15 protein-coding genes are annotated in these 13753 nt (G+C 38.2%); 2 read left to right on the top strand and 13 right to left on the bottom strand.

Annotation, left to right across the window (positions count from 1 at the left end; translation table 11 throughout):
* Positions 1-9: 9 nt before the first annotated feature.
* The 3 genes from ACIQXJ_RS01615 to ACIQXJ_RS01605 form a co-directional block, all read right to left on the bottom strand.
* Entirely contained in the window at positions 10-1386 is a 1377-nt protein-coding gene (locus ACIQXJ_RS01615) for an amino acid permease (RefSeq protein WP_403054795.1), read from the bottom strand.
* Between the two features lie 158 nt (positions 1387-1544).
* Entirely contained in the window at positions 1545-2306 is a 762-nt protein-coding gene (locus tag ACIQXJ_RS01610) for a dimethylarginine dimethylaminohydrolase family protein (RefSeq protein WP_403048904.1), read from the bottom strand.
* An 18-nt stretch (positions 2307-2324) separates the two neighbouring features.
* Positions 2325-3197, bottom strand: coding sequence for a dimethylarginine dimethylaminohydrolase family protein (locus ACIQXJ_RS01605; RefSeq protein WP_403048901.1), 873 nt, complete (start codon positions 3195-3197; stop codon positions 2325-2327).
* A 204-nt stretch (positions 3198-3401) separates the two neighbouring features.
* Here ACIQXJ_RS01605 and ACIQXJ_RS01600 point away from each other — a divergent pair, with 204 nt between their 5' ends.
* Positions 3402-4142 (top strand): IclR family transcriptional regulator, encoded by a 741-nt coding sequence (locus tag ACIQXJ_RS01600; protein ID WP_401009504.1) that lies wholly within the window; start codon positions 3402-3404, stop codon positions 4140-4142.
* Between the two features lie 208 nt (positions 4143-4350).
* On the top strand, positions 4351-4539 hold the full coding sequence (gene rpmB / locus ACIQXJ_RS01595) for a 50S ribosomal protein L28 (RefSeq protein ID WP_340825892.1): 189 nt from the start codon (positions 4351-4353) through the stop codon (positions 4537-4539).
* A gap of 114 nt (positions 4540-4653) precedes the next feature.
* On the opposite strand, the gene spoVM is transcribed toward rpmB, so the two are convergent.
* From spoVM to def, 10 genes are read right to left on the bottom strand one after another with little or no spacing between them, the layout of a single operon-like run.
* The gene (spoVM, locus tag ACIQXJ_RS01590; protein ID WP_401020558.1) at positions 4654-4758 is read right to left on the bottom strand and encodes a stage V sporulation protein SpoVM; all 105 of its coding nucleotides are present in this window, start codon (positions 4756-4758) and stop codon (positions 4654-4656) included.
* A gap of 18 nt (positions 4759-4776) precedes the next feature.
* Complete coding sequence (locus tag ACIQXJ_RS01585; RefSeq protein WP_403048898.1) at positions 4777-5430, bottom strand: thiamine diphosphokinase; 654 nt, start codon at positions 5428-5430, stop codon at positions 4777-4779.
* Positions 5427-6095, bottom strand: a complete 669-nt coding sequence (gene rpe, locus ACIQXJ_RS01580) for a ribulose-phosphate 3-epimerase (protein ID WP_403048896.1) — start codon at positions 6093-6095, stop codon at positions 5427-5429. The genes ACIQXJ_RS01585 and rpe overlap by 4 nt, the downstream gene beginning before the upstream one ends.
* A gap of 2 nt (positions 6096-6097) precedes the next feature.
* Complete coding sequence (gene rsgA, locus ACIQXJ_RS01575) at positions 6098-6982, bottom strand: ribosome small subunit-dependent GTPase A (protein WP_403048893.1); 885 nt, start codon at positions 6980-6982, stop codon at positions 6098-6100.
* Positions 6983-6993: 11 nt separating this feature from the next.
* Positions 6994-8970 carry a Stk1 family PASTA domain-containing Ser/Thr kinase gene (gene pknB / locus ACIQXJ_RS01570; RefSeq protein WP_403048891.1) on the bottom strand — a complete coding sequence of 659 codons (1977 nt, stop codon included), beginning with the start codon at positions 8968-8970 and terminating at the stop codon, positions 6994-6996.
* 2 nt (positions 8971-8972) lie between these two features.
* On the bottom strand, positions 8973-9722 hold the full coding sequence (locus ACIQXJ_RS01565) for a Stp1/IreP family PP2C-type Ser/Thr phosphatase (RefSeq protein WP_403048888.1): 750 nt from the start codon (positions 9720-9722) through the stop codon (positions 8973-8975).
* Between the two features lie 6 nt (positions 9723-9728).
* The gene (gene rlmN, locus ACIQXJ_RS01560) at positions 9729-10871 is read right to left on the bottom strand and encodes a dual-specificity RNA methyltransferase RlmN (protein WP_401009510.1); all 1143 of its coding nucleotides are present in this window, start codon (positions 10869-10871) and stop codon (positions 9729-9731) included.
* Positions 10871-12232, bottom strand: a complete 1362-nt coding sequence (rsmB, locus tag ACIQXJ_RS01555; protein ID WP_403048884.1) for a 16S rRNA (cytosine(967)-C(5))-methyltransferase RsmB — start codon at positions 12230-12232, stop codon at positions 10871-10873. The genes rlmN and rsmB overlap by 1 nt, the downstream gene beginning before the upstream one ends.
* The gene (fmt, locus tag ACIQXJ_RS01550) at positions 12229-13170 is read right to left on the bottom strand and encodes a methionyl-tRNA formyltransferase (protein WP_403048881.1); all 942 of its coding nucleotides are present in this window, start codon (positions 13168-13170) and stop codon (positions 12229-12231) included. The genes rsmB and fmt overlap by 4 nt, the downstream gene beginning before the upstream one ends.
* Before the next feature lies 1 nt (position 13171).
* The gene (def, locus tag ACIQXJ_RS01545) at positions 13172-13666 is read right to left on the bottom strand and encodes a peptide deformylase (protein WP_401009513.1); all 495 of its coding nucleotides are present in this window, start codon (positions 13664-13666) and stop codon (positions 13172-13174) included.
* Positions 13667-13753: the final 87 nt, after the last annotated feature.

The raw sequence follows: 13753 nt of genomic DNA, 5'->3' as shown, positions 1-13753 counted from the left end.
AGCATTTCATTATGAATTTATTTTCGCTGTCTCATCAATATCTGAAGAAACTGTACTTACTTTACTCAATTTCAGCTTATAAAATAGCATACAAGCAATAAAGAACCCTATACCGTATAATAAGCCGATTCGTTGTGTTGGATCAAATGCTAAAAATACGAGAATGACTATACAAAAAACAATACAAAATAGTGGTATTAAAGGATATAGTGGTGTTTTAAATTTCAAATCTGCCACATTGCCTCCCCCTTTAACATAACGGTAACGGAACATTAATTGGGACATTGCAATACCCATCCAAGAAATTGTCACCGCAATTCCCGCAATGGACATAAGCAATACAAATACCGCGTCGGCTTCCATCACACTTGTTAGCAAAGATAAAAGTGAAAATAACATAGTGAAAATAAGCGCATTTAATGGCACTTTATTTTTTGTTAAACGTCCAAAGTACTTTGGAGCCATTCCCTCTTTTGACATCGACCATAGTAATCGTGTTGAAGCATAAAGACATGAGTTACCTACAGATAATATCGCTGTCAAAATAACAAAATTCATAATGCCGGCTGCATAAGGTACACCAGCAATTTTCATCAATGTTACGAAAGGACTTTCAAGAAGCCCAAGCTCAGATGATGGGAAAATCGCAGACAATACAATAATTGAAGCTATATAAAATACAATAATTCTAAAAAGGATTGTACGTATTGCCCTTGGAATGTTCTTTTCTGGATTTTCTGTTTCACCAGCAGCAATACCTACTAGCTCGGAGCCTTGATAAGAGAATATAACATTCATCATTGTTACAAAAATAATTGTAATACCCGCAGGGAATAATCCTGTCGGTGCTAAATTTGTTAAATGTGGTGCTGGACGATCTGCCAGAGGAATCCAGCCAAATATTGCAGCCGCACCAATAATAATAAAGGCAATAACGGCAACTACCTTAATGCTTGCAAACCAGAACTCTGCCTCTGCAAAACCTTTCGTTGTTAAGGCATTTAATGTAAACAAAAGCACCATGAAGACCGCACACCAAATCCAAATAGGTACATTCGGGAACCAATGTTGCATTAATATCCCCGCTGCGGTAAACTCCACCCCTGCGGTGGCGGCAGATCCGACAAAGTACATCCATCCTAAAGAAAAACCTGCTGATGGGCTTATAAAACGTGTTGCATATGTTTGGAAAGAGCCTGTTACTGGCATGTACACTGCCAATTCTCCAAGACAGTTCATAACCATATATAAAATAAAGCCTCCAAACAAATAGCCAATTAATGCTCCACCAGGGCCTGCTTGATTGATTGTATAACCTACATTTAAAAATAGCCCTGTCCCAATCACTCCACCAAGTGATAGCATCAATAAATGTCGACTCTTCATAGAGCGTTTCAATACATTATTATGCTGTTGTTCCCCTTTGCTCAAAGTGTTTCCCCATTTCCATATGTTGTCAAATTATTAAATATTCAGTTATTTAGAGGACTAAAACACCCAATCAATTTTTCCCCTACAAATTGATTGGGCCTATATACATTTAATTAAAAACGAAGGGATAAGCAGCTTAAGCCGCCGTCATGTTTTCTAAACTCAGACATTTCAAGTTCAATCGTTTTATAGCCTAAGTCATTTAATTTACGATTTGTGTCAGGGTAGCCAGCTGGAATAATGACATAGTCATTTACTTGAATGCAGTTCGCTGAATACTCATCTTCTTGTGGAATAACAATTTTTTCATATGATGCAAAAGCAGGGTGATCGATAAACTCTCCAGCAACGACCATACGATTTTGTCCAACGTAAGCAATTCCCGTTTTTAAATGGAAGAATTCTTTTAATGGAATAATCGTAGCTTCATAGCCCTCTTTTTCAACAATTTCTTTAAATTGACGTGCTCCTTCTTCGTTTGTACGATCAGAAATACCTACATAAAATTTCTTTTCTGCTTGTAAAACATCACCACCATCAAGTGTACCTGGTGCTTCGATGTAATATAGTTTGTCATAGAATTTTTTAACTGCTGGTTCGATATCTTCAATTTCGCGATTACGTGCTTCCGCTCCTGGATTTGATATAATAGCAAACTCAGAAGTTAGTACTGCTGTATCTTCTACAAAAGTAGCATCAGGGAAAGCTTCATCTGCCGCTAGTTGTGTAACCTCTACGCCACATTTTCTTAAAGCTTCTATATACTGTACGTGCTGCTCAAATAACTTTTCTAAAATAGGTTTTCCTAGATCACTCGTTGTTAAACCGTTTACAAAGCTGTTACCTGGATTTTTCACGATGACATTTTTAAACATTTTTATTCGTCTCCTTTTTTATCCTCTGATTACTGGACAAGTTAGACATGTTGGTCCACCTGTTCCTTTTACTGTGATTTCTTCACCTTTATATTCATAAACTGTAGCGCCTGCATCCAATAACTGCTGTTTTGTAGATGGGTTACCTTCAGGAATAACACATACTCTCGGTGCAAGTGCCAAGACATTACAGCCTAGCGTGTCATATTCATTTTTAGGTACTTCAACTAACTGAATCCCTCGTTCAATAAGAAGCTGACGGAAAAATACGGGCATTAAACGAGAATGTACTACTGCCAAATCCTTGTCCACCATACTAATAAAGGACATTAGATGTAAGCATTCCGCTTCACCTAAATCATGAGGAAGCTGTACAACGATAAATTCATCGACAACATCCGCCGTCATTTCCTTAATTTGACGAATGGCTTCATCATTTGTGCGATATCCTCGGCCAACAGCAAGTGTACGGTCATCAAGCCAAACAATATCCCCACCATCTGAAACAGCATCGCCAGACAATTCCCCCATGATAGAAATGCCTTTGCTTTGTAAAAATTCTTTGTATACAGTTGCTTCAGCTTGTCTCAACTTCTTTCCAGATTTCAAAATGATCGCACCATGTGGCGTGAATTTAACAGGATCATGCGCATAAAGGGAATCTAACCCTACATCATCTGAAGCTGGTAAATAATCAATTTGTTCAACATACTTCTCTAGAATTGCTATAAATTCAGCATATTCTGTAAGAGCCTCATTATAGTTAGGTTCCGATAAATAGTTGAAAGTTTTCCATTCATCCGTAAGATGCTCTTGGCTTTTAAAAGCTTCTTTTGGATGTTTGACAATTACGTGTTTTAAAGGTGCATACATGGATGAACAATAATGCATACCTTTCACCCCTTTTCCGTGTAGTGGAAAACGTTTCCGTTAAGAGGAAAGTTTATATAAAAAATATATGCGTTTTATGTTATACTGTCAATATATTTAGAAAAATTTTAATATTAAACAATTTTAAAAATGCTTACTCATTCGGAATGAACTAGACGTAAACAGAGAATAAAAATACAATATGATTAGAGGAGGTGGGACAAAATGCAGTTATTAGAAAGAGCAATGACAATTGCTAAAGTGTTAGCTTCAGAAGCAGCAGAAGGCAGTTTGTCTATTTCAGAGCTATCCACCAAATGCGATTTACCACTAAGTACATTACATAGAATTTTAAAAGCGATGATTGCACAAGGAATGATTGAACAAGACGAGCAAACGAAACACTACCGCCTTGGAACGATATGGATGGAATTAGGCTTACAAGTGTATGATACGATGGATTATATTAGCAAAATTAGACCTGAATTAGAGCGCCTAGCAAGAGAAGTTGAGGAAAGTGTTTATTTAAGCAAGCCAGCGGGGTTAGATACTATTATTATCGAAAGGATTGATAGTGCAGCCAATCCGATTCGAATTTATGATCAACTCGGTATTCGCATCCCAATGCATATAGGCGCAGCCAATAAAGCATTGCTAGCCTCAATACCTACTGTACAAGCTAAGGAAATTATAAATCAACTAGTCCCTATCGAAGAAATGGCTGATTTAGAAGAACAATTAGATCAAATACGGTCACAAGGCTATGCTATAAGCCACGGTGAACGAACGGCTGGTACTTCCTCAGTCGCTGTAGCTGTTTTTAATGGGTTCGGAGAAATTATAGGTGCTGTTAGTATAGGCTTTGTTAGCTTTAACGTCAGCGACGAACATATCAACTTCCTAATAGAAAGCCTAAAAGAAACAGGAAAACGTGTTTCAACGAAGCTTGGCTACCGTGGGAAGTAATTTATTAAATATACACTGTACAATGAATCTAGTGACCATTGTACAGTGTTTTTTTCATAGCAGATTTTTGTCTGTAAAGGTTTTTTTCTTGAAAGGTTATGTGAAAACTGTTGCACTGAATGACTTCGTATGTTAAATTATTATGGTATGTGAAATACCGAACTGAAATAATAATCTTTCAGCATCAACTGTAAGGAGGGAATACAACATGCCAAAACAATGTGTAATCACTGGACGTAAAGCTCGTACTGGTAACAACCGTTCCCACGCTATGAACGCTAGTAAACGTACTTGGGGCGCTAACCTTCAAAAAGTTCGTATCCTAGTTAACGGTACACCAAAACGTGTATGGGTTTCTACTCGTGCTTTAAAATCAGGTAAAATCGAGCGCGTTTAATAGCCGCTTCTAAAAAATCGATTTCGCATATAGCGTAAATCGATTTTTTTCTTTCATTATTTAAGGCAGACTACCAACCGCCTTTATATAACTATGAAAAAAATCCGACTGGCATCAGTCGGATTTTTTAGCTTCTTTCTTATCTTTTTTAAATAGGTTAATACACGTACGCGTAATGCTACTAACAACTTTCGGCAATTGGAACGTATATACTTTCAGGACTCTCTCCCCCTTACGCTAATCTATGCTTCTTATCATTAAACATATGCCTTGCGTAAAGGATATAGACCCTAAAGTGCCTATTATTTCATTACTTGTAAATCGACTTGAACCTAATGAAATTTCTTCATTCGTCGTTTCATATTTAACATGTCTTAATGTAACCCCTAGAATGGGTTGCTCATGCGCAAAAAAAGACAAATAGCGATAGCGATCATCCGCTTGAATTGTGTGAGTGCCTGGCACCAAAAACTGCAACATATTAGCATGATTAATAATTTTCAACACAAGTTGGGGATGTTCTATTTGTAAACGATATATGGAACGAACAGCTGCCTCATAGTGATCTAAACGACCACCTGTAACACCTGTTAACACAATATCGCTAGGGGCATAGGATAATGCCTTTAATAGCGCTAAATCCGTATCCGTTTCATTCTTTTCTTCTCGGAAACGCTGAGCATCATTTGCATGCTCCATAACATATTGATATTCCTCTTGTGATAATGAGTCAAAATCACCAACAATGGCATGTGGTTTAATTCCTTGCTCAATTAAATACAACGATCCCCGGTCAGCACCGATAAATATGACATCATTTCGCTTATTATACGGCTCAAAGGAACAAAGCTCCTCTTTCGGACCGCCCGCACAAACGACAACAGTGGTCATCCTTTAATCGCAGCCTCACCAGCAGCTAAAATCTCTTGCAGTGCCGCTGTGCGGTCTTCTTTGCTGTATATCGCTGAGCCTGCCACAAAAATTGTTGCTCCTGCTTTTGCACAAGGAACAATCGTTTCCGCATTAATACCACCATCGATTTCAATCACAACGTCTAGGTTACGCTCTTTAATAATTGTTGATAACGCTTCAATTTTTGGCACAACAGAATGAATGAACTTTTGACCACCGAATCCAGGATTCACTGTCATAAATAACACCATATCAATATCCTCTAAAATGTGTTGTATAGATTCAATTGGTGTATGTGGATTTAAAACCACACCTGGCTTTACTCCATAAGAACGAATCAATTGAATTGTACGATGTAAATGGCGACAAGCTTCTACATGCACTGTAATATAGTCTGCTCCCGCTTTAGCAAATTGTTCAATATATTGATCTGGGTTTTCAATCATTAGATGAACATCTAACGGTAAATCAGTTAAAGGACGAATGGCATCCAACACAATTGAGCCAAATGAAATATTCGGTACAAAATGACCGTCCATCACGTCGATATGAATAAGCTTTGCACCTGCTCGTTCTACGTCTTTAACTTCTTCTCCTAGTTTTGCAAAGTTTGCTGCTAAAATTGATGGTGCTATTTGTATCATGATTAATACCTCGGCTTTCGATCCATAATTTCTTGCATAAATTGTTCGTAATGCTTGTAGCGGTACTCCCGAATTTCTCCAGCTTCGACTGCTGCCTTAACCGCGCATTTAGGTTCCTTCAAATGCAAGCACGCTCTGAATTTACAATCCTCGGCAATTCGTGTTATCTCTGGGAAACATGCACCTAGCTCTTCCTTTTCAATTTCATCAAAATCAAATGAGCTAAATCCTGGCGTATCTGCTAATAAACCGTCACAAACTTCTATTAACTCAACATGACGAGTCGTATGTTTGCCCCGTCCTAAGCTTTGCGAAATAATGCCTGTTTTTAAATTTAAATCAGGGATTAACGTGTTAAGTAATGTCGATTTGCCAACACCAGATTGTCCAGCAAGCACCGAAGTTTTTCCCTTTAAAATTGGCTGAAGTCGGTCAACTAATTCTTTTTCATCCTTATAGGTTTGAAGCACTGTATATCCCATGTTTTCATAATCTTCTATATAGTTCTGTAATTCCTCACGCTCATCGTCTTTTAATAAATCCATCTTTGTAAGGCAGATGATTGGATGTACATGAAATGACTCTAAAACGACTAGAAAACGATCCAGTAAAATTGTATTAAAGTTTGGCTCTTTTACAGAAAACACTAAAATGCCTTGATCGATATTGGCAATCGGTGGACGTACAAGTTCATTTTGACGATCAAGTATTTTTTGAATTGTACCATCTGAGCCTTCTGTTTCAAGTGTATACTCAACAAAGTCACCGACTAGCGGGGATTCTCCGCGATTGCGAAATACCCCACGTCCTCGACATTGTATGAGCTCTTCGCCATTATAAACATAATAATAGCCACTTAATGCTTTACGAATTTGGCCTTGCGCCATCCAATTCCCCCTTATTTAACGTCATCATAATTAAAGCTTTCTGACTCAATAATTTCTGAGTCACGGATTATTTTATAAGCCGCTTCTTCACCTTCTACGATGACGAGCTGTATTTTGTATTGTCGGTCACTAGTAATAGTAAATTCATCGAAGGTTTTTACCATTGTATGGGTTTTATCTTGAATTTCAATACGAATAACTTGTTCAGCGCCTTCTTCAGTCGGCTCATATGGAATTAAAACATTTTTAATAAATGTTTTCACAGGTTTCTCAGCCGGTCCTTTACTTAAAACAACAGCAATTGTATCGCCTTCCATTAAACTAGTACCCGGTTTCGGCGTTTGTGAAATAACACTGCCCGCTGCGACGCTATCATTGTAATCTTCTCGAACGGTACGCCATTTCAACCCTACTCGATTTACGTAATCATCCATTTGAGCTTTCGTGTAATTTGCAACACTATCTACTGTAATCATTTTTACGCCTTGGCTTATCGTAAATGTAATCGTTGCATCTTTAGCGATTATCTCAGCACCCTCTGCCGGATCTTGTTCAATAATTTGCCCTTCAGGCTGTTTGGAATGCACATAATTTTTTTGGATTAAAAGTTTATCTTTTAACAAAGACTCAACTTGACTAATTTGCTGCCCCGTGTAGTCTTCGATTTTAATCGTTTCTACACCTAAACTGACAATTAATTCTACTTCAGTTCCCTTTACTCGCTTTGCACCTTCTGCAGGATCTGTTTCAATGACTTTGTCTTTTTCAACTTCCTCAGAATTACGCTCTTGTTTTTGTTCTGCTACAACAAAGCCTTCATCTTGTAATTTTTTTGTAGCTTCTTCCACCGTTAAATTAGCAACACTTGGCACCTCAATTTTTTTCGGGCTAAATAAATCTGTTGCAAATAAAAAGAATAGGAACATAGCAATAACGACTACTAATAGGCCCGTCACATATATTGGCCACTTTTTCTTTTGTTTAACAGGCGCCACTTTTTCAACAGGTTTCTTAGTCTTTGCTTCAACTTTCGATTGGGTGATAGGTTCCATTGCCCTTGTTTGCGTTAAATCCTCACCTTTGCGTATTGGCTGTTCCTTTATGATTGGAATGGCTCTTGTAGCGTCATTATCGATAGGAATCGTAAACTTCGGTTCATTAATACGTGTTGATGATAATACCGTATCTAAGTCCTCCTGCATTTCTTCTACGGTCGCATAACGATGGGAAGCATCTTTGGCAGTAGCCTTTAACACCACATTTTCTAGACTTTGCGGAATTGTACCATCAAATGCTCGAACCGATGGTGTCTCTGATTGCAAATGTTTAAGTGCAATGGAAACAGCAGATTCACCCGAAAACGGCAATTCCCCTGTTAGTAATTCATACAACACTATGCCAAGCGCATAAATATCTGATTTATTTGTTGCTGTTCCACCACGCGCTTGTTCTGGTGATAAATAATGCACAGTTCCTAGCACAGAATTTGTTTGGGTAAATGATGTCGCACTCAGCGTCATAGCTATTCCAAAGTCCGTAATTTTCACATTACCATCCGCATCCATTAAAATATTTTGCGGCTTAATATCACGGTGAATAATATGATTTTCATGGGCATTGGCAATCGCTGACGTTAACTGCTTCATAATATGCACACTTCTAGCAGGAGAAATTGGTGCAAATTCCTGTATGTACTGCTTTAACGTCTTTCCTTGAACATATTCCATCACTATATAATGCAGATCTCCATCATCACCTACATCATAAATACTTACAATATTCGGATGTGTAAGGCTTGTAACTGAAAGTGCCTCACGTTGAAAACGTCGATGTAATTCATCCTCATTGGTAAAATCATAGCGTAATATTTTTATCGCTACATCCCTATTTAATATCATATCATGCGCCAAGTATACATTGGACATGCCTCCGCCACCAATGAGATCTAAAATTTTATAGCGGTCACTAATTCGTTTTCCTACAAGCATACTTACACCTCCTCATCTTGCCTTGTGAGTAACACGAGGGAGATATTATCTTCTCCCCCGCTTGCATTGGCTAATTCCACAAGTTTTCGTCCTTTTTCTTCAATTAAATCTGGATAGGTAATGATAGATGCCATTTCATACACTGACAGTTTATTGCTTAAACCGTCAGAGCAAATTAGTAAATACGAGTCTGGCGCTAGCTCTACTTCATAAAAGTCTGGCTCAATAGTTTCCTCTGTTCCAACAGCTTTTAAAATGAAATTTTTCTTCGGATGCGACAACGCTTCCTCTTCGCTAATTTCACCATTTTCAAGTAGAACATTAACGTAAGAATGATCTCTTGTTATTTGTTGTGCGCCATCATCAAAGAAATAATACACGCGACTATCACCAACATGCGCAATGAAGCAATAATTTCCTTCAATTAACACGGCAATAAACGTCGTACCCATTCCTTTACAGTCTTCGTGTGATAAAGAATAGTCGAATATATTTTTATTCAATTGCTTAACTGATTGTAGTAACCATTCTTTTTTTGATGTCATAGTTGCAAAATGATGTGTCTCTGCTTGTAAAAAAACGGTCTCCATTTGTTTCATTGCCATATCACTCGCCACATCGCCAGCATTATGTCCACCCATGCCATCCGCTACAAGTGCTAGTGCAAGCCCATCTGGTCGTTTAAAAAATGCAGCTCGATCTTCATTAATTGCTCGTTTTAAACCAATATCACTTTCGACTGTGTATTCCATCACTGGTCACCTCGTTTCTTCAGATCTCTCTTTCGCACGTAATTGTCCGCATGCCGCATCGATATCAGACCCTTGCTCTCTGCGGATTGTTACGTTTATACCATTTTTCTTTAATGTTTTTTCAAAAGCAAAAATTTTACTACGAGATGTACGGATATAATCACGTTCTGGTACGTAGTTTACAGGAATTAAGTTTACGTGGCATTTAATTCCTTTTATTAATGCAGAAAGTTCTTCTGCAACTTCAACTGAATCATTTTCACCTGACATTAAACCATACTCAAAACTTACACGTCGGCCCGTTTTTTTCGTATAGTAACGAACAGCTTCCATTAATTCATCCAATTTGTACGCACGAGCAATAGGCATAAGTTTTTGACGTGCCTCCTGGTTTGGTGCGTGCAATGATACAGCAAAGTTAATTTGAAGCTGTTCATCAGCGAATTCGTAAATTTTAGGTACAATACCAGATGTTGATACAGTAATGTGACGTGCCCCAATATTTAAACCTTTTTCATGATTAATGACTTTTAAGAAGCTCATCATGGCCTCATAGTTATCGAAAGGCTCACCTATGCCCATAATAACGATATGTGACACACGTTCATTTACCTCATCTAAAGCTTGCTGTACTTTTACAACTTGCTCTACGATTTCACCTGCTAATAAATGGCGCTTCAAGCCACCTAAAGTTGATGCACAAAACGTACAACCAATTCGACAGCCTACTTGCGTAGTTACACATACTGAGTTGCCGTATTCATGGCGCATTAAAACTGTTTCAATAGAATATCCATCTTGTAGCTGAAATAAAAATTTAATCGTACCATCTTTTGATTCCTGTTTAATGATCGTTGACAATGTTGTTAAAGCAAAGCTTGCCTCTAACTTGTCACGTAATGTTTTGGATAGGTTAGACATTTCTTCAAATGTTTTAACACGCTTATTGTATAACCAGTCAAAAATTTGTGCAGCTCGGAATGGTTTTTCCCCATTTTCTTTTAGCCATTCTTCTAATTGATGTGGTTGTAATGAATAAATTGATTCTTTTAAATTTGGCTTTTCTTTTTTCGCTCGTCGAACTGGCTTTTCTTCAGCTTCCTCGACTAAGTCGTTAATACGTTCATTAAATTGCTCTTGCTCCACCATTAGTTGGATTCTCCTTTTTTACGAAAGGCTGCGACGAAGAAACCATCACTGCCGAAGTCTTGTGGGAAGACTTGAAGCATGCCATTTGCTTGCTTTTCCGCTAATTTTGTTGGTAAAGATTCTAGTTGTATAGCTTCCATTTCTGGATGCTCTCTTAAAAAGGCATCAACAGTGCCTTCGTTTTCTTGTTTATCGACTGTACATGTACTGTACACAAGCTTGCCTTCTTTTTTTAGTACTTTAGTTGCTGCATCGAGTAGTGCCAACTGGATTTTTTGAAGGTTTTCTAAATCTTCTTCACGCTTCGTATATTTAATATCCGGCTTACGGCGCATAACACCTAAACCACTACATGGAGCATCGACTAACACTGCGTCGAACGATTCTGGTTGTAAAAAATCTGGAGCCTTACGTCCATCAATTGGAGCTGTTTCTACAATATTAAGTCCTAGACGTTCTGTATTATGGTCGATTAAATCTAATTTATGTGGGTGCAAATCCGTTGCCAAAATGGAACCTTGATTGTCCATTTTTTCAGCCAAATGTGTCGTTTTACCACCTGGTGCTGCACACATATCTAAGACGCGCATTCCTGGAGAAGGATTCAATACATTTGCAGGAATCATTGAGCTTTCATCCTGAATAGTGATAAGTCCTTCCTGAAATGCTTTTGTACGAGCGGGTTGGCCATTTGTCACATGTAGACATTCCGGCATTAGACCACTTAGCTGTGCAGTTAAGCCTTCAGCTTGTAAGCTTTCAATTGCTTGTTCTGTAGTCGCCACCGTCGTATTGACACGAACTGTTTGCACGGGCGGTACGTTATTTTCATGAAGCATTGCTGTAGCAATTTCTACGCCATAATTGTTTACAAAGCGTTCTACCAACCATTGTGGATGACTTGTTTCAATAGCAAGACGTTCTATAGGATTTTTTATATCCTCTATAGATTGTACACCTTGACGCAATATAGAACGTAAAATACCATTGACCGTAGATGCAATTCCTTGGTGTCCACGGCGTTTTGCAATTTCTACCGCTTCGTTCACTGCTGCGTGAGGCGGAATACGCGTTAAATAATGCATTTGATATAGCGACAAACGCAATAGCCAGCGCACCCAATGATCTAGTTTACCACGAACAAATGGCTCTAAATAATAGTCGAGGGTCATTTTATATTGAAGCGTACCATACGTAATTTCTGTTAAAAGTGCACGATCCTTTGATTCAATTTTATGGCGTTTAATCGTTTCGTGTAAAAGTAAATTACTATACGCTTGGTTTTTATCTACTGCTAATAGGATAGAAAGTGCGGCATCCCGTACATTGCCATCCCAAATTACTACGCTTTTTTTACTCATTTAAACTGGTCCCCGATCTGTAATTTTGAACCTGTACCTCGCAAATAATCCTCTGCCGTCATACGTTTTTTACCAGCTGGCTGAATGTCATATAATGCAAGTGCTGTTCCATTTCCAGCCGCAACCTCAAAATGGTCCTTAGCAATTGCTACGACTGTACCAGGTGTAGCATTATGTTTTGCTTGTCCTACCTGCGCCCACCAAATTTTAAAGTTTCCTTCTTCAAAAGTTGTATAAGCTACTGGCCAAGGATGAAGTCCTCGCACTTGATTGTATAAAGTCGTTGCATCCTTTGTCCATTCAATTCGCTCTTGTTCACGAGATATATTGCTCGCAAATGTCACTTGCGTTTCATCTTGTACTGTACGGCTATTTGTTCTATTTATAATAGAAGGAAGTGTTTCTTTTAATAGGTCACAGCCTACAACACTTAGTTTATCAAATAGGCCACCTGTATGGTCATCTTCTTCGATAGCTATTGCCTTTTGAGATATGATGTCGCCTGCATCTAACTTTTCCGCCATATACATAATTGTTACACCCGTCTCTTTTTCACCATCAATAATTGCTTGGTGAATAGGAGCTCCTCCGCGGTATTTCGGTAAAAGTGATGCATGCACATTAATACAACCTAGTGGTGGCGCATCGAGCAATTCTTTCGGTAAAATTTGTCCAAATGCAGCTGTAATGACGATATCTGGCTGTAAATCAAGTATTTGCTGTAATTCTTCAGAGCCACGTAGCTTTTCAGGTTGAATAACAGGTAAGCCTAATTCCAATGCCGCTGCCTTTACAGGTGGCGGTGTTAGCACTCGCTTACGTCCTACTGGTCGATCTGGTTGTGTCACAACTGCTTTAATATCATAGCCCTCTTTGTGTAGCATACGCAAAATTGGCGCTGAGAAATCAGGTGTTCCCATAAAAATAATCGACGTCATGTTATTCCTCCTCTTCTGCGTATAATTCTTCTAGCTCTTCTTCTGTAAGAATACGTTTAATTTTAGAATCAAACAATATACCATCTAAATGATCAATTTCATGTAAAATTGCTCGCGCTTCAAAGCCTCCTGCCTCAAGCTCATAAACACGCCCTTCACGGTCACACGCTTCAATTTTTACATAGTCTGGACGTTCAACTTCTCCATAAAGACCAGGAAAACTTAAGCAACCTTCGATATCAACTTCTGCACCGTCTGTTTTAATAACAGTAGGATTAATCATTTCTAAAATATCTCTTTCCTCGCCAAGCTCGACAATTGCCACACGTAAACCTACATCTATTTGTGGTGCTGCAATACCAACACCATCATACTCCACCATCGTGTCATATAAATCATCTAGTAAAGTAATAATATCTTCATTAATTTCTGTTACTTCAGCACAAGGTGTTGATAAAATTTTTGCTGGATGTTCGATCACTTTTTTAATCGCCATTTCTCGTTCCTCATTTCTAATATTTAAGACTTCTCCGCCTTTATTTTTATGTCAGGCAAATAGCTAATAAACTGAACTTGTATCTTA

It is taken from the genome of Lysinibacillus sp. NPDC097868, assembly GCF_044761135.1.
Lineage (GTDB): Bacteria > Bacillota > Bacilli > Bacillales_A > Planococcaceae > Lysinibacillus.
This window is presented reverse-complemented; position numbering and strand designations above follow the sequence as displayed.

What these genes read in the sequence shown, in the direction of transcription:
- ACIQXJ_RS01615 (WP_403054795.1), bottom strand. Translation starts at nt 1,386, where the DNA reads ATGAAGAGTCGACATTTATTGATGCTATCACTTGGTGGAGTGATTGGG.
- ACIQXJ_RS01610 (WP_403048904.1), bottom strand. Translation starts at nt 2,306, where the DNA reads ATGTTTAAAAATGTCATCGTGAAAAATCCAGGTAACAGCTTTGTAAAC.
- ACIQXJ_RS01605 (WP_403048901.1), bottom strand. Translation starts at nt 3,197, where the DNA reads ATGCATTATTGTTCATCCATGTATGCACCTTTAAAACACGTAATTGTC.
- ACIQXJ_RS01600 (WP_401009504.1), top strand. Translation starts at nt 3,402, where the DNA reads ATGCAGTTATTAGAAAGAGCAATGACAATTGCTAAAGTGTTAGCTTCA.
- rpmB (WP_340825892.1), top strand. Translation starts at nt 4,351, where the DNA reads ATGCCAAAACAATGTGTAATCACTGGACGTAAAGCTCGTACTGGTAAC.
- ACIQXJ_RS01585 (WP_403048898.1), bottom strand. Translation starts at nt 5,430, where the DNA reads ATGACCACTGTTGTCGTTTGTGCGGGCGGTCCGAAAGAGGAGCTTTGT.
- rpe (WP_403048896.1), bottom strand. Translation starts at nt 6,095, where the DNA reads ATGATACAAATAGCACCATCAATTTTAGCAGCAAACTTTGCAAAACTA.
- rsgA (WP_403048893.1), bottom strand. Translation starts at nt 6,982, where the DNA reads ATGGCGCAAGGCCAAATTCGTAAAGCATTAAGTGGCTATTATTATGTT.
- pknB (WP_403048891.1), bottom strand. Translation starts at nt 8,970, where the DNA reads ATGCTTGTAGGAAAACGAATTAGTGACCGCTATAAAATTTTAGATCTC.
- ACIQXJ_RS01565 (WP_403048888.1), bottom strand. Translation starts at nt 9,722, where the DNA reads ATGGAATACACAGTCGAAAGTGATATTGGTTTAAAACGAGCAATTAAT.
- rlmN (WP_401009510.1), bottom strand. Translation starts at nt 10,871, where the DNA reads ATGGTGGAGCAAGAGCAATTTAATGAACGTATTAACGACTTAGTCGAG.
- rsmB (WP_403048884.1), bottom strand. Translation starts at nt 12,232, where the DNA reads ATGAGTAAAAAAAGCGTAGTAATTTGGGATGGCAATGTACGGGATGCC.
- fmt (WP_403048881.1), bottom strand. Translation starts at nt 13,170, where the DNA reads ATGACGTCGATTATTTTTATGGGAACACCTGATTTCTCAGCGCCAATT.
- def (WP_401009513.1), bottom strand. Translation starts at nt 13,666, where the DNA reads ATGGCGATTAAAAAAGTGATCGAACATCCAGCAAAAATTTTATCAACA.